We start from the raw sequence: 14,321 nt of genomic DNA, 5'->3' as shown, positions 1-14,321 counted from the left end.
TCAACGCCTTTGTCTCCCGCACGGAACAAAATTGACGACCCCGTCATCTTTTGCAAGCCGGGCTAGCCCGGACGGGTCATCCAGAACCAGCCATAGAACAGCAACCATCCCGCCGTGAAGACGGCCAGCGTGGTCTTTGGCCCTGCTCGCCCGCGCATGATGGCGCCGATCAGCGAAAACGCCGCCGCCACGAGCAGAAAGCGCGGCAGGCGAACAGGCAGGGCCGCCGCGGCGAAGGCCGGCAGGCCGGCGCCCGCCTGCGGAGCCAGGGCTGCATAGACCTTGTAGGGCGTCGAGGTCAGCGGTCCCTTCAGGCTGGCGAGGAGCCAGCCCTCTCGGGCCATGTCGCCCCTGGCCTTGTCGATCATGGCGTCGGAGACCGACGGCACGGCCGCCACCGCCTTCAGCGCCGCATCCGGCGCGCTGGCGCTCCACAGCCACATCAACGCCCCGCCGACCATCGCTCCCAGCCCCGCGGCCAGACTGGCCATGGCCCCCATGCGAAAGCCTCGCCGCAGAGCGACGAGGCTTATGAGCACGTCCGGAACGACGAAGAACAGGAAGCCCTCGGCCGCGCCCCACAGGAATGCGGCGAGACCGAAGGCCCGGGCAGTCCTCAGACCACCCGCTCCACCAGCATCTTCTTGATCGAGGCGATGGCCTTGGCCGGGTTCAGGCCCTTCGGGCAGACCTGGGCGCAGTTCATGATCGTGTGGCAGCGATAGAGCTTGAACGGGTCCTCGAGGTCGTCGAGGCGCTCGCCGGTGGCTTCATCGCGGCTGTCGATCAGCCAGCGGTAGGCGTGCAGCAGCGCGGCGGGACCCAGGTACTTCTCGCCGTTCCACCAGTAGCTAGGGCACGAGGTCGAGCAGCAGGCGCACAGGATGCACTCGTAGAGGCCGTCGAGCTTCTCGCGGTCTTCCGGGGCCTGGCGCCATTCCTTCTGCGGCTCGGGGGTCGTGGTGTGCAGCCACGGCTCGATCGAGGCGTACTGGGCGTAGAACAGCGTCAGGTCCGGGATCAGGTCCTTGACCACCGGCGCGTGCGGCAACGGGCTGATCTGAACGGCCTTGCCGGGCACCTCGCCGTGGCCGTGCGTGCAGGCCAGGGTGTTGCGGCCGCCGATGTTCATCGCGCACGAACCGCAGACGCCCTCGCGGCACGACCGGCGGAACGCCAGGGTCGGGTCGATGGTGTTCTTGATGTAGAGCAGCGCGTCCAGGACCATGGGACCGCAGGCGTCGACATCGACGTCATAGGTGTCCCACCGCGGGTTCATCCCGGTCTCGGGATCGTAGCGGTAGATCTTGAACGAGCGCACGTTCTTGGCGCCGGCCGGAGCGGGCCAGTGCTTGCCGCTCTGAACGCGGGAGTTCTTGGGAAGAGAGAGCTGGACCATCTGCGTTCCCCTAGTAGACCCGTTGCTTCGGCGGGATGTAGTCGATGTCGGTCGACATGGTGTAGTTGTGCACCGGGCGGAAATCGATGCTCACCTTGCCGGTCTCGTTGTCGAGCCAGGCCAGGGTGTGCTTCATCCATTCGGTGTCGTTACGCTCGGAGAAGTCCTCGCGGGCGTGGGCGCCGCGGCTCTCGGTGCGGTTGGCCGCGCCGTTCACCGTCACGACCGCCTGGCCGATGAGGTTGTCGAACTCGAGGGTCTCCATCAGGTCGGTGTTCCACACCAGACCGCGGTCGGAGACCTTCACGTCGCCCTTCTTGTCCCAGACGGCCTGCAGACGGGCCACGCCGCTGTCCAGGCTCTCGCCGGTGCGGAACACGGCGGCGTCTTCCTGCATCGCCTTCTGCATTTCGAGGCGCAGTTCGGCGGTCGGGATCGAGCCGTTGGCGTTGCGCATGCGGTCGAAGCGCTCGATGTGGGCTTCGGTCTGGGCCGGCTTCAGCTCCGGCTGCTTGGCGCCGGGGGTCAGGACCTCGGCGCAGCGCAGGCCGGCCGCGCGGCCGAACACCACCAGGTCGATCAGCGAGTTCGAGCCCAGGCGGTTGGCGCCGTGCACCGACACGCAGGCGGCTTCGCCCACGGCCATCAGGCCCGGGATCACCTGGTCGGGATTGTCGCCCGACTTGGTGACGACTTCGCCGTGGTAGTTCGTCGGGATGCCGCCCATGTTGTAGTGGACGGTCGGCAGCACCGGGATCGGCGCCTTGGTCACGTCGACGCCGGCGAACACCTTGGCGGTTTCCGAGATGCCCGGCAGGCGCTCGGCCAGGATCTTGGGATCCAGGTGGTCGAGGTGCAGGAAGATGTGGTCCTTGTTGGGACCAACGCCGCGGCCTTCGCGGATCTCGATGGTCATCGCGCGGCTGACCATGTCGCGGGGCGCCAGGTCCTTAACCGACGGGGCGTAGCGCTCCATGAAGCGCTCGCCCTCCGAGTTGGTCAGGTAGCCGCCTTCGCCGCGGGCGCCCTCGGTGATCAGGCAGCCGGCGCCGTAGATGCCGGTGGGGTGGAACTGCACGAATTCCATGTCCTGCAGCGGCAGGCCGGCGCGCAGCGCCATGGCGTTGCCGTCGCCCGTGCAGGTGTGGGCCGAGGTGGCCGAGAAGTAGGCCCGGCCGTAGCCGCCGGTGGCCAGGATCACGGTCTGGGCCTGGAAGCGGTGCAGGGTGCCGTCGTCGAGCTTCCACGCGGTCACGCCGCGGCAGGCGCCGTCTTCCATGATCAGGTCGAGGGCGAAGTACTCGATGAAGAACTCGGTGTCGTGGGCCAGCGACTGGCCGTACATCGTGTGCAGCATGGCGTGACCGGTGCGGTCGGCCGCCGCGCAGGTACGCTGGATCGGGCCTTCGCCGAAGTTCTTGGTCATGCCGCCGAAGGCGCGCTGGTAGATCTTGCCCTCGGCCGTGCGCGAGAACGGCACGCCCCAGTGCTCGAGTTCATAGACCGCCGCCGGAGCGTTGCGAGTCAGGTATTCGATGGCGTCCTGGTCGCCCAGCCAGTCCGAACCCTTGACGGTGTCGAACATGTGCCAGCGCCAGTCGTCCTGGCCCATGTTGCCGAGCGAGGCCGAGATGCCGCCCTGGGCCGCCACGGTGTGGCTGCGGGTCGGGAACACCTTTGTGATGCAGGCGGTCTTGAGGCCGGCTTGCGCGGCGCCCAGCGCGGCGCGGAGGCCCGAGCCGCCGGCGCCCACGACGACGACGTCGAACTTGTGGTCGATGAACGTGTAGGCCGACATCAAAGGGCTCCGGTGAAGGCGATCTTCAGGATCGAGACGATCCCGGCGGCGCCGGCGAGCATGCAGAGGAACAGGTTGCCGATGACGAGGGCGGCCTTCGGGGCGAACGCCACGACATAGTCCTCGATGACCACCTGGATGGCGTTCTTCAGGTGCACCAGCAGCGCGATGAAGAGCAGCGACAGCAGGACGGCGTTGATCGGGATCGCCACCCAGGCGGCGACCGTGTCGAAGTCGCTGCCGGCCAGGCGGATGCCGGCGAAAGCGCCCCACAGGAACAGCGGGATCAGGGCCAGGCCCGAGACGCGCTCGGCGATGAAGTGGCCCACGCCGTGGTGCGACGCGCCCAGGCCGCGAGCGCGCGACAGCGGGGTGCGGAATTGGCTGTTGGAGGTGCTCATGGTCAGATCGCTCCGGTGGCGAAGGCGATGATCCAGGTGACGACGGCGGCGACGATCGCGAAGGCGATCACGGCCAGGCCCGTGGCGTCGGCGGTCTTGGGGTTGAAGCCCTTGCCCAGGTCCCAGAAGCTCTGACGAACGATGTAGGCGACGTTGTAGAAGACCGCGACCGTGATGCCGAACAGCACCAGCTTGCCCAGCAGCGAGCCCAGCACGCCGGTGTAGCAGGCGTAGTGCTCGGGACCCGAGGCCAGGGCCAGGGCCCAGCCGGCCAGCAGCAGGACGCCGACATAGAGGGCGAACAGGCTGGCGCGGTGCAGGATCGAGCACGCCATGGTGATGTGCCAGCGCCAGACCTGGAGGTGCGGCGACAGCGGACGCTCAGGGAGCCCCCGGCTCGTCTCGGTCATTTTTACGTCCAACCTGTGGATTTGTGCGTTGCGGGACGCTTTTAAGCGCGAGCGCCGGGGTGTCAACGAAACGGCCGTTACTTGAGATACGTTCGCATTTCACTCGTCAGGGGAATGAAGGAACCTCTCTAGCCAAGCTTGCGTTATCGCAGGCTATTGTGGGGGACGACGTTGCGACGATGACCGGGCCGATCGACTTCGCGGCGGTGTTCGATCGTCTGCCGACCCCCTACATGATGCTCGACCGCGATCTGCGGTACGTGGCCGCCAACCAGTCCTATCTGGACACCCTGGGCCGCGCCTGGGACGAGATCGCCGGCGCCTATGTCTTCGACGCCTTCCCCAGCGAGGGCGAGTCGCGCGAACGGCTGGAGGCGTCGTTCCTCCGCGCCCGCGACGGCGGCAAGCCCGACCACCTGCCGCTGATCCCCTACGCCATCGAGCGGCCGGCCCATCTGGGCGGCGGCTTCGAGGACCGGATCTGGAGCGCCACCAACACCCCGATTCCCTGCCCCGACGGCAAGACCGCCTACATTGTCCAGCACACTCAGGACGTCACCGCCATTCAGAGGCTGAAGGAGGTCGCCTTCGGCCGGGGCGAGATGGCGATGCTGCAGGACGACGTTCTGCTGCGGGCCGGAGCCGCCGGCGCCCAGAACGAAGACCTGCGGCGTCTCTTCATGCAGGCGCCCAGCTTCATGGCCGTGCTGCGGGGGCCAGAACACCGGTTCGACCTGGTCAACAACGCCTATAGCCAGCTGATCGGCTGGCGCGACGTGGTCGGCCTGCCCCTGCGCGAGGCCCTGCCCGAGGTCGTCGAGCAGGGCTTCGTGACCTTGCTCGACCGGGTGACCGCCAGCGCCGAGGCCTTCGTCGGCCGCGAGATCAAGGTCGCGCTGCAACGCACGCCGGACGGGCCGCTGGAGGACCGCTTCCTCGACTTCATCTACCAGCCGATCATCGAGCCGGACGGATCGGTCTCCGGCGTGCTGGTCGAGGGCTCGGACGTCACCGACAAGGTGCTGGCCGGCGAGCAGCAGCGGCTGCTGCTCGACGAGCTGAACCATCGCGTGAAGAACACCCTGGCCACGGTCCAGGCCATCGCCCGCCAGACCCTGCGCGGCGCCCTGACGCCCGAAGCCTTCGCCCGCGCCTTCGAGGCCCGGCTGCTGGCCCTGTCGCAGACCCACAACGCCCTGACCGACAGCCAATGGGCAGGCGCGGGCCTGCGGCAGATTCTCGGGCAGGAACTGGCGCCCTACGACCCGGCCCGCATCGTCATGGACGGCCCCGACCTTAACCTGCCCGCCCGGGTGGCCCTGTCGCTGGGCATGGTGTTCCACGAACTGGCCACCAACGCCGCCAAGTATGGGGCGCTGAGCAGCGAGAGCGGCCGCCTGCTGCTGACCTGGCGCGTCGACGCGCCGGGCATGCTGAGCTTCGAATGGCGCGAAGCCGGCGGCCCTGGGGTGACCGTCCCCAGCCGTCGGGGCTTCGGCTCGCGCCTGATCGAACGCAGCATCGGCGGCGAGCTGCGCGGCCAGGTGGCCATCGACTACGAGCCGACAGGGCTGGCCTGCCGGTTCACGGTGTCGCTGGACCGGGTGTTCTGAAGAGGCCCTGCGTCCTTCGAGGCCCGCTGCGCGGGCGCCTCAGGACGAGGAATTCAATGCAAGGAGATCCTCATCCTGAGGTGCGAGCCGCAGGCGAGCCTTGAGGGACGCAGGGAGCTCAGTCCCGCACCCGCCCCACATAGTCCGCCGAACGCATCTCCTGCAGGCGCGACACGGTCCGCTCGAACTCGAACGAGCCGTCGCCGGCCGGATAAAGCGCCTCGGGCTCGCCGGCGGCCAGGGCCACCAGCTTGGCGTCGGCCTCGTAGAGGGCGTCGATCAAGGTGTTGAAGCGTTTGGCTGCGTCGCGCTTCTCGGGGACCAGCAGCGGAATATGTTCCAGGAAGATGGTGTGGAAGCGCTCGGCCAGGGCCAGATAATCCTGCGGTCCCAGCGCCTGCTGGCACAGGCTGGCGAACGAGCTGCGCACCAGGCCGCCGGCGGCGCGCGGCAGGCGCAGTTTCCGCCCCATCACCTCCAGCGTCGCGCCGGTCTCCTCGGCGCCGTCCAGCATGTCGGCCCACAGCGTGTCGAACTCGGCCTCGGTGGTCTTGTCGACCGGCGAGAGCCAGGTGCGGCCAGCCCGCAGGCGGTCCAGGCGGAAGTCCACCGGCCCGCGCACGGCCACCACCTCCATCTTCTCCTTCAGCATGGCGATGAAGGGCGTGAAGAGCTGGCGGTTGAGGCCGTCCTTGTAGAGGTCGTCGGGCGGACGGTTGGAGGTGGCCACCAGCGTGACCCCTTCTGCGAACAGCGCCTCGAACAGCCGGCCCAGGATCATGGCGTCGGCGATGTCGGTGACCTGCAGTTCGTCGAAGCACAGCAGGCGGGCTTCGCCGGCGATCAGTTCTGCCGTCGGCGCGATCGGATCGTCGCCCTTGTGACGTCCAAAGCGGGCTTTGCGCTCGGAAGCATCGCCCTTTCGCCAGGCGTCGATGTGGGCGTGCACCTCGGCCATGAACACATGGAAGTGGACGCGCCGCTTTCGGTGCACCGGGGCGCTGTCGAAGAACAGGTCCATGACCATCGACTTGCCGCGCCCGACCGGCCCCCAGATGTAGAGCCCGCGCTGGCTCTTGGGCTTGCGGCCGAAGAACGAGAAGCTGGGCTCGCCGGCGCTGTCGAGATCGGATTCCAGGCGGGCCAGGGCGTCGATGGCGGCGGCCTGGGCGACGTCGGGACGGATCTCGCCGGCGGCGAGACGCTCCCGATAGGCGGTGCGTACGGACTGGGGCATCGGGGATGCGGGTTAGCGCGTGAAGGGCGGCGGGGGAACCCTCTCCCTGAAGGCAGAGGTGCTGGCGAAGCCGACGCAGAGGGGTGTGGAGCGATGATCGGCAGGTTCAGCGGCAGCTGAAAACGGCCCCCTCCGGCGCTTCGCGCCACCTCCCCCAGAGGGGGAGGATCAAAAAAAGCCCCGGCCTTTCGGGCCGGGGCTCTTTTGAAACTCAAGCGTCGGGCGATCAGGCGACCCGGCGAACCTTCTTGACCTTGGCCATCGCCCGGTCGCGGCGCAGGCGCGACAGGTGGTCGATGAACAGCACGCCTTCCAGGTGGTCCATCTCGTGCTGGATGCAGACGGCGAACAGGCCCTCGGCCTCCTCGACGACCTGCTCGCCCTGATAGTTCAGGTAACGCACCTTGATGCGGGCCGGACGCTCGACGGCGTCGAAATATTCCGGCACCGAAAGGCAGCCCTCTTCGTAGACGAACAGCTCTTCGGAGGGATCGAACAGCTCGGGATTGACGAAGTAGCGCGGCGCCGGCTCCTCGCCCTCGCGGGCCAGGTCCATGACGATGATGCGCACGGGCTCGCCGATCTGCACCGCGGCCAGGCCGATGCCGGGCGCGTCGTACATGGTCTCCAGCATGTCGTCCATCAGGGCGCGCACCTCGTCGGTGACGGCCTCGACGGGCGTGGAGATCTTCTTCAGCGTCGCCAGGTCGGCGGCGTTATCGATGGTGAGGATGCGACGGATGGCCATAACGAAACTCAGGTAGGCGTCCCGTTTCCGAGGGTCAAGGCGGGGGATTGTCCCACCCCGTCATCAGTTTGCGCCCCGGGAGCCGTAATTTCCAGCTTGGTGACCGGCCGGACGGCGGTGTCGACCCCGGCCAGCTCCTCGATGCCCTTGCCGCCGTGCTCGACCTTCAGCTTCTCGAACTCGCGGGCCTTGGGCAGCACCCGGCTCTCCAGCGAGCCGACGAAGGCGTTGTACTTGTCGACGGCGGCCGACAGCGAGCGGCCCATGCCGGCCACGTGGCCGCCCATGTCGGCCACCCGCTTGTAGAGCTCGCGGCCCAGGGCGGCGACCTCGACGGCGTTCTTGGCCTGCTCCTCGACGCGCCAGCCGTAGGACACCGCCTTGCAGAGGGCGAAGAGGGTCGAGGGGGTGGCGATGATCACCCGCTTCTCCATCGCCTCGGTCATCAGCTCGGGCGCACGTTCCAGGGCGGCGGCCAGGATGCCGTCGCCGGGCACGAACATCGCCACGAAATCGGGCGAGACCTCCAGCGCGTCCCAATAGGCCTTGGCCGACAGCGACTGGATGTGGGCGCGCAAGGACGCGGCGTGGCGCAGATAGGCCGCCTCGCGGGTGACGTCGTCGGGCGCGTCCTGGGCTTCGAGATAGGCGGTCAGCGAGCACTTGGCGTCGATGACGAAGGCGGCGTTGCGCGGCATGCGCACCACCACGTCGGGGCGGACGCGGCCGCCGTCCAGCTGCACCTGCTCGGTGAAGTCGACGCCATGCTTGAGGCCAGCCATCTCCAGCACGTTGCGCAGCATCTGCTCGCCCCAGCGGCCCTGCACGCCGGCCCCGCGGCGCAGGGCGGCCGACAGCTTGCGGGCCTCGGCCTGGGTGGCGGTCGAGGCCTCCATCAGGGCGGCGATCTGGGCTTTCAGGCCGCCGGTCTCCTCGGCGCGCACCTTCTCGACGGCGGTGACCTGAGCCTCGAACTTGGCGAGCGTCTCGGCCACCGGCTTGAGCTGGGCCTCCAGACGGGCGTGGGTCAGCTGGTCGCGGCTCTTGGCGTTCTCGTCGGCCCGCTTGATCAGTTGCTCGGCCACGGCATGGGCGCTCTTTTCGGCCTGGGCGCGAATCAGCTCGATCTGGGTCGCCGACTGCTCTTCCAGGTGCCGATGCTTCTCCAGCGCCTGCTCCAGCTGTGCGGAGAGCCGCCACACCTCCTGCTCGGCGCCGGCCGCCTTGCGCTGGGCCATGATCGCCCAGACCACCGCGCCGGCGGCGGCGAGCAGAAACACCAGGGCGAGGATCAGGTAGGGGTCGACGGCGTCGTTCATGCTCCGTTCTTAGCCGGAGTCGACGGCCAGAGGAAGGCGGCCTGCGCGCCGCTACGCTAGTCCGCGAGGCGCCAGCCCTCCAGCGGGACCACGGTGGCGCAGGCCGGGCCGCCGTCCCTGGCGCGGCCGGGCAGCAGGACCTCAAGCACCGCGCCCTCCAGGGCCAGCGCCAGCAGCTCGGCCGGGAGGGTGTGGATGTCGATCTTGGCGCGCCGCGTCCAGGTCGAGCCATAATCGCCCGCCGAGGTTCCGATGGCGATATAGACGAACCGCCGGGTGGGGCCTTCGCTGCGGACGAACTCGCCCAGGAACCGGGGACCGGGCGCGACGCTCAACGGCACGTCGAAGGCCAGCGGCCCGTCACCAGAGACCACCGGCCCCACGGGGTGGTTCTTCTTGTCCTGCAGGCTGTAAGTCACGCCAGGAACCGGATCCTGGATGCGCAGCCTCAGCGTGATCGGCCGACCGGTCATGGCGCTCCTCCCAGGAGGAAATCGTAGCCGCCCCCGCGCCCAGGCGAAACAGCCGTCTGGAGCCTAAGGCCCGCAGGTCCAGCGACCCGGCAGGGTCAGGCTGGCGCCGTCGGCGCGCATGTAGGTCAGGGTCGCCGGGCGCGGCGGAGACTCGCCGCCGCCTATGGCCGGCCCGGTCAGGGCGATGCGGATGGTCTTGCCCTGGCCGCTGAAGGTCGCGCCGCCCGTCATGCCGTCGAAGCCGCCGGGCGCGGCGATCCGTTCCACATAGTCGCCGACCTTGACCAGGCCCTGGGCGGGCTCGCGCGAGCCGACATTTCCCTTAGCCAGCAGCAGCGAGCCCTGCTCTGCCGAGAACCCGCAGGCTAGTTCGCCCGCCAGCGGCTGGCCCTTGAGATCGCCTTCCGACAGGGGCGACAGCCGGATTTCGGAGCCGTCGCCGCCCACCGTGCGCGGCTCGACCGGCGGTCCGACCTCGGGCGGCGGGGTCAGGGTGGTCGGCGGCGCGTCGGGCGATGGCGCGGAGGCCGCCTGGTTCGAGGCGTCCTTGGGCTTGGGATCCGAGCAGCCGGCCAGGGCCAGCGTCGCCAGGGCGGCCGCGCCGAAAAGGAAAAGGGGCCGGGATCGGGGCATGGCGGTACTCCTCGCACTCGGCAGGAAGTACGCCCCGGATCCCGGACGGGTTCCTCCCCGCCTACCTGGCGTAGCGGGCGGCGACCGGCTCGTAGCGGTCCCATACCTGCCTGTCGGCCAGCGAGCGCAGCAGCTTGAGGTATTCGGCGTGCGACCAGGCCAGCGGCGTGGCCGAGTCCGTGCCTTCGCCGGTCACGTAGGGGTGGCGGGTCTTGGCGCCGACGCCGTCCCACACCTGCTCGGGGATCAGCAGGCCGTCATTGGCGAACAGCTCGATGCCCTTGACGTAGCGGGCGCGGATAGCGTCGATCTGACCCTTGCCGACCTTGCCCTTTTCAGCGGCCAGGGCCAGCTCGTAGTGGCCGCGCTCGCCGGTGAAGATCGGCCACACCCGGCCGCGCTGGCCGGGCGACATCTCCCCGCCCTCGCCGTAGTTGGCGCCGGTCCTGGCGTCCTCGCCATAGCCGTCGACGTCGTAGCGCCGCCAGCCGGGGAAGCTGCCCTTCACGCCCGGGAAGCTGAAGTCGTAGCGCACGCGGTACATGTCCTCGCGGGCCGTGTCGTCCAGCTCGGGCAGGCTGCCGACGATGCGGCTGTCGTCGGCCCGGCGCACGCCGTAGCGGACGAGTTCCAGGAACCCGCCGTCCACGACCTCGTCCTCGGGCGGGGCGATCTGGCCGTTGGCGGCCCCGATCGGGGCCTTGTCGTTGGGGTCTTCGTTCTTGTTCAGGCGCATGAAGTAGCTGCCGTCGCCGAACTTGCCGCCGGTGGTGAACATCCGCGCCTCGATCTTGGCCGAATAGGCGTCGGCGGCGGCGCGATAGCGGTCGCCCGACTTGGCATCGCCGGCCAGGTCGGCGATCTCGCCGGCCGTGACCAGGCCCGCGATCACCGCGGCCGTGGTCGAGGGCGAGTGGCCGGCCTGCTCCTCCCAGCGCTCCTGCTGGGTGAAGGGCGGGACGATCGTCTCCTTGTTCCAGCCGATATTGACCTTGCCGCCGTCGACCAGGAAGTCGGCGGCCGGCTTGATCATGCGGGCGTAATAGGCAGCAAGGTCAGGCTCGCTCAGCCAGCCCAGCTTCCACAGCTTCCAGCCCAGCATGATCGGCATGGCCGTCTGGTCGAGCTGGACGCCGACCCACTCGGGCGTGCCGTCCACCTCCGACTTCTGCAGGAACCAGCCGCCAGCGCCCTTGTTGCCCGGGGTCTTCTCGCCGACCTGCACGGTGGGCAGGTAGTGGAAAGCCGCCAGCGGCGTCTCCATGTCGCCCAGGGCCGCGAGGGCCATGGCGCACTGGTAGAAGTCGCGCGGCCAGACGGCCTTGTAGCCGGTCGAGGGCTTGGCGGCGTCCACCGTGTCGCCCCACGGGTTGGACAGCGAGGCGATCAGGGCGCCGGCATGGGTGCGGTCTTCCTGCACCTTCAGCATCAGGGCGCTGGCATAGGCCAGCTTGCCGCCGTCGGCGCTCTGGGCGGCCACTCGCGGCAGCTCGGTCAGCGAGGCGATGTAGTCGCTCCAGCCGACGCGCTCGCCCTCGCCGTTGTAGCGGGCCAGCACCTCGTCATAGCCGGTCTTCAGGCTGTCCATGGCCGTCTGGGCCGAGGCGCCCGGATCGGCGCCGAAGCCGATGGCGAAATCGTAGGTGGCGCTGCCCGAACCCTGCGTCGGCAGCTGGGCGGCCAGCACGATCGCGCCCTTGGCTTCCGAACCGCCGGCCAGCACGCCGTCGTCGCCGAGGATCTTCAGGGCGTCGTTGCCTTCCAGCCTGGCGGCGGCGGCCTTGGCGAAGGGGCGGTCGCCGCGCAGGGTCAGGTAGACCTTGCCCTCGCCGGCCGTCAGGGCCTGGGCGCCGGCCGAGCCGACGTCATTTCCGCCGGTGTTGGCCATGTGCGGCTCCAGCACCAGGAACGGCGTCACCGGGCCCTTCAGCGCCTTGATGGTCACCCGCAGGAACAGGGCGTGGCGGTCGGGATCGGTGAAGATCCGCTTCTCGATGACGAAGCGGCCGGCCTTGTCGGTCGTGGTGATCTTGTAGGCCGGCGACAGCGGGCGGCCCTTTTTGTCCGTGTACAGATATTCCGTTCTGGCGGTCGTATCGCGGCCCTCGACGGCGACGCCGTCGGCGGTCTTCACGGCGATCCGCATCTGCTTGATCTGGGCCTCGTGGATCAGGCCGTACATGGTTTCGGTCAGCACGCCGTCGGCGACCGAGAACCACACCTTCGACACCGCGCCGGTGGGGCCGCCGTCCCTGTAGGCGCCATCGACATAGGCCTCGTACGAGGCGCCGACGGCGGTCTTGGCCGAATAGGCCCAGGTGGTCGCCGGTTCGGCGGCGCAGGCGGCCGAGGCGCCGGTGAGGGCCGAGGCGGCCAGGATCAGGGTCTTGAGGGTGCGCATGAGGGACCTCACGAAGCAGACTTGGCCAGCCGCTTGGGCTCGCCCGGGTCGTTGACGGCGAAGACGGAAACCGCGGCGATCAGGAACGAGGCCGCGCCCAGCACGAGCGCATAGATCGCCTGGCCGCCGAAGAAGGTCTTGAGCAGCAGGCCCAGCACCGTGGCGGCCAAGAGCTGCGGGATGACGATGAAGAAATTGAAGATGCCCATGTAGACGCCCATCTTCCGCCCCGGCACCGAGCCCGACAGGATCGAGTAGGGCGACGACAGGATCGAGCTCCAGGCGAAGCCGACGCCGACCATGCCGATCACCAGCAGCTTCGGATCGCGGATCACGAGGAACGACAGCAGGCCAAGCCCGCCCAGAACAAGGCACAGGGCGTGGGCCACACGGCGGCTGAAGGCCCGCGCGATCACCGGGATCAGCAGCGCCGCCAGGGCCGCCACGCCATTATAGACGCCGAACAGCACGCCCACCCAGTCGGCCCCGGCGTTGTAGGCGGCCGAGGCCGCATTGGCCGCGCCGTAGTGGAAGGCGGCCACGGCCGGGGTGGTGTAGATCCACATGGCGAAGAGGCCGAACCACGAGAAAAACTGCACCACCGCCAGCTGCTTCATGGTGGCGGGCATGGCGAAGAGGTCCTCGACCACTTCGGAAAAGCCGTTGGCCGCGCGCCCCGCCCGCTTCAGCTGGCCGGCGACCAGCTGCGCTAGGCCGAAGCCGGCGACCAGGGCGGCCAGGACGTAGAGCTCCTTCTCCAGCTTGGCGGCATAGACGCCCGCCGCGACGGCGAGGCCGGCGATCGTCCAGATCGCGCCGCCGGTCAGATAAGCGGCGACAGCGCGCCCGGAACCGGCTTCGACCGCCACGGCCTCGCCCTTGGCCCCAGCCTCGGCGGCTTCGAAGGCGGCCATCTGTTCGGGCGAATATTCGCGGGTGGAGAAGACCGTCCACAGCACCGAGGCCAGCAGCGCCGCGCCCCCGACATAGAAGGCGATGCGCACCGACGGCGGGATCTGGCCGGCTGGGGCGGTGTTGGCCACGTCCAGCCAGTTGGTCAGGATCCACGGCAGGCACGAGGCAAGCACCGCCCCGATCCCGATGAAGAAGCTCTGCATGGCGTAACCGGTCGCGCGCTGCTCGTCGGGCAGGTTGTCGCCGACGAAGGCCCGGAACGGCTCCATGGTGATGTTGATAGAGGCGTCCATGATCCACAGCGCCGAGGCCGCCATCCACAGGGTCGGCGAATTGGGCATCAGGATCAGGGCGGCCGTGGTCAGGATCGCGCCCCAGAAGAAGTAGGGTCGCCGACGCCCCAGCCGGCCCCAGGTCTTGTCGGACAGGTGGCCGATGATCGGCTGCACCAGGAGGCCCGTGGCCGGCGCGGCGATCCAAAGAATGGCCAGGTGGTCGATCTCGACGCCGAGGGTCTGGAAGATGCGGCTGGTGTTGGCGTTCTGCAGGCCAAAGCCGATCTGGATCCCGAAGAACCCGAAGCACATGTTCCAGATCTGGAAGAGGCTCAGCCTGGCTTTGATCATCGCTTCCCCGCCTTGACGCCGCCGGTTGGCCCGGCCGCTTGCGCAAATATTTGCAATGCGCTTTGCGAGGCGCATTTGCGCATGGGGCGACGGGGGATGCAATGAGGAAGTGGGCATTTTGGCCCGCCCATCGGGTCATATGGACGACAAACCGAACATCCATGGCCCCGCACCCCGCGATGCCACCGCCTTCGGCCAATCTATGTCGCAGCAATAATTCTCATAAATTTGCATCACCAGAATCGCCTCCCCGGTCCTTGCGCCCAGGGTCCATGGTTCAGCCGCGAAGCCCCACCAGCCATCCATGTCTGAGCGGCGGCGCGATGGATCCTGGGCGCAAGCCCCAGG

General features: G+C 68.7%; 13 protein-coding genes. 1 reads left to right on the top strand and 12 read right to left on the bottom strand.

What is annotated here, in order from left to right; translation table 11 throughout:
- Positions 1-62: 62 nt before the first annotated feature.
- The 5 genes from DDF67_RS19610 to sdhC form a co-directional block, all read right to left on the bottom strand.
- Positions 63-491, bottom strand: a complete 429-nt coding sequence (locus tag DDF67_RS19610) for a hypothetical protein (RefSeq protein WP_146198060.1) — start codon at positions 489-491, stop codon at positions 63-65.
- 125 nt (positions 492-616) lie between these two features.
- The gene (locus DDF67_RS19605; protein ID WP_101713980.1) at positions 617-1,399 is read right to left on the bottom strand and encodes a succinate dehydrogenase iron-sulfur subunit; all 783 of its coding nucleotides are present in this window, start codon (positions 1,397-1,399) and stop codon (positions 617-619) included.
- Between the two features lie 10 nt (positions 1,400-1,409).
- Positions 1,410-3,197: a succinate dehydrogenase flavoprotein subunit gene (gene sdhA, locus DDF67_RS19600; protein WP_109102520.1), complete on the bottom strand. Its 1,788-nt coding sequence runs from the start codon at positions 3,195-3,197 to the stop codon at positions 1,410-1,412.
- On the bottom strand, positions 3,197-3,598 hold the full coding sequence (sdhD, locus tag DDF67_RS19595) for a succinate dehydrogenase, hydrophobic membrane anchor protein (RefSeq protein WP_109102519.1): 402 nt from the start codon (positions 3,596-3,598) through the stop codon (positions 3,197-3,199). Before sdhD ends, sdhA begins: the two co-directional genes overlap by 1 nt.
- A 2-nt stretch (positions 3,599-3,600) precedes the next feature.
- Positions 3,601-4,008 (bottom strand): succinate dehydrogenase, cytochrome b556 subunit, encoded by a 408-nt coding sequence (sdhC, locus tag DDF67_RS19590; RefSeq protein WP_109102518.1) that lies wholly within the window; start codon positions 4,006-4,008, stop codon positions 3,601-3,603.
- Between the two features lie 179 nt (positions 4,009-4,187).
- Here sdhC and DDF67_RS19585 point away from each other — a divergent pair, with 179 nt between their 5' ends.
- Positions 4,188-5,621: a sensor histidine kinase gene (locus tag DDF67_RS19585; RefSeq protein ID WP_109102517.1), complete on the top strand. Its 1,434-nt coding sequence runs from the start codon at positions 4,188-4,190 to the stop codon at positions 5,619-5,621.
- Positions 5,622-5,739: 118 nt separating this feature from the next.
- Here DDF67_RS19585 and zapE read toward each other — a convergent pair whose 3' ends face one another.
- The 7 genes from zapE to DDF67_RS19550 form a co-directional block, all read right to left on the bottom strand.
- Positions 5,740-6,858 (bottom strand): cell division protein ZapE, encoded by a 1,119-nt coding sequence (gene zapE / locus DDF67_RS19580; protein WP_109102516.1) that lies wholly within the window; start codon positions 6,856-6,858, stop codon positions 5,740-5,742.
- A gap of 226 nt (positions 6,859-7,084) precedes the next feature.
- The gene (gene def / locus DDF67_RS19575; RefSeq protein WP_109102515.1) at positions 7,085-7,606 is read right to left on the bottom strand and encodes a peptide deformylase; all 522 of its coding nucleotides are present in this window, start codon (positions 7,604-7,606) and stop codon (positions 7,085-7,087) included.
- An 8-nt stretch (positions 7,607-7,614) separates the two neighbouring features.
- Positions 7,615-8,925, bottom strand: coding sequence for a DNA recombination protein RmuC (rmuC, locus tag DDF67_RS19570; RefSeq protein WP_109102514.1), 1,311 nt, complete (start codon positions 8,923-8,925; stop codon positions 7,615-7,617).
- Positions 8,926-8,981: 56 nt separating this feature from the next.
- A complete protein-coding gene (locus DDF67_RS19565) occupies positions 8,982-9,398 on the bottom strand; it encodes a DUF5990 family protein (protein WP_109102513.1) in 417 nt (138 codons plus the stop codon).
- A gap of 63 nt (positions 9,399-9,461) precedes the next feature.
- On the bottom strand, positions 9,462-10,031 hold the full coding sequence (locus DDF67_RS19560; RefSeq protein WP_109102512.1) for a hypothetical protein: 570 nt from the start codon (positions 10,029-10,031) through the stop codon (positions 9,462-9,464).
- Positions 10,032-10,092: 61 nt separating this feature from the next.
- On the bottom strand, positions 10,093-12,432 hold the full coding sequence (locus tag DDF67_RS19555; RefSeq protein ID WP_109102511.1) for a glucan 1,4-alpha-glucosidase: 2,340 nt from the start codon (positions 12,430-12,432) through the stop codon (positions 10,093-10,095).
- A gap of 8 nt (positions 12,433-12,440) precedes the next feature.
- Positions 12,441-13,973 (bottom strand): MFS transporter, encoded by a 1,533-nt coding sequence (locus tag DDF67_RS19550; protein WP_109102510.1) that lies wholly within the window; start codon positions 13,971-13,973, stop codon positions 12,441-12,443.
- Between the last annotated feature and the right edge of the window lie 348 nt (positions 13,974-14,321).

The organism is Caulobacter endophyticus (assembly GCF_003116815.1).
Lineage (GTDB): Bacteria > Pseudomonadota > Alphaproteobacteria > Caulobacterales > Caulobacteraceae > Caulobacter > Caulobacter endophyticus.
Note: the sequence above shows the minus strand (reverse complement) of the source record. Positions and strands in the feature narration are given on the sequence as shown.

Bases quoted from the DNA above. Each gene is read 5' to 3' on its own strand.
- DDF67_RS19610 (WP_146198060.1), bottom strand. From the start codon at position 491: ATGGCCAGTCTGGCCGCGGGGCTGGGAGCGATGGTCGGCGGGGCGTTG.
- DDF67_RS19605 (WP_101713980.1), bottom strand. From the start codon at position 1,399: ATGGTCCAGCTCTCTCTTCCCAAGAACTCCCGCGTTCAGAGCGGCAAG.
- sdhA (WP_109102520.1), bottom strand. From the start codon at position 3,197: ATGTCGGCCTACACGTTCATCGACCACAAGTTCGACGTCGTCGTCGTG.
- sdhD (WP_109102519.1), bottom strand. From the start codon at position 3,598: ATGAGCACCTCCAACAGCCAATTCCGCACCCCGCTGTCGCGCGCTCGC.
- sdhC (WP_109102518.1), bottom strand. From the start codon at position 4,008: ATGACCGAGACGAGCCGGGGGCTCCCTGAGCGTCCGCTGTCGCCGCAC.
- DDF67_RS19585 (WP_109102517.1), top strand. From the start codon at position 4,188: ATGACCGGGCCGATCGACTTCGCGGCGGTGTTCGATCGTCTGCCGACC.
- zapE (WP_109102516.1), bottom strand. From the start codon at position 6,858: ATGCCCCAGTCCGTACGCACCGCCTATCGGGAGCGTCTCGCCGCCGGC.
- def (WP_109102515.1), bottom strand. From the start codon at position 7,606: ATGGCCATCCGTCGCATCCTCACCATCGATAACGCCGCCGACCTGGCG.
- rmuC (WP_109102514.1), bottom strand. From the start codon at position 8,925: ATGAACGACGCCGTCGACCCCTACCTGATCCTCGCCCTGGTGTTTCTG.
- DDF67_RS19565 (WP_109102513.1), bottom strand. From the start codon at position 9,398: ATGACCGGTCGGCCGATCACGCTGAGGCTGCGCATCCAGGATCCGGTT.
- DDF67_RS19560 (WP_109102512.1), bottom strand. From the start codon at position 10,031: ATGCCCCGATCCCGGCCCCTTTTCCTTTTCGGCGCGGCCGCCCTGGCG.
- DDF67_RS19555 (WP_109102511.1), bottom strand. From the start codon at position 12,432: ATGCGCACCCTCAAGACCCTGATCCTGGCCGCCTCGGCCCTCACCGGC.
- DDF67_RS19550 (WP_109102510.1), bottom strand. From the start codon at position 13,973: ATGATCAAAGCCAGGCTGAGCCTCTTCCAGATCTGGAACATGTGCTTC.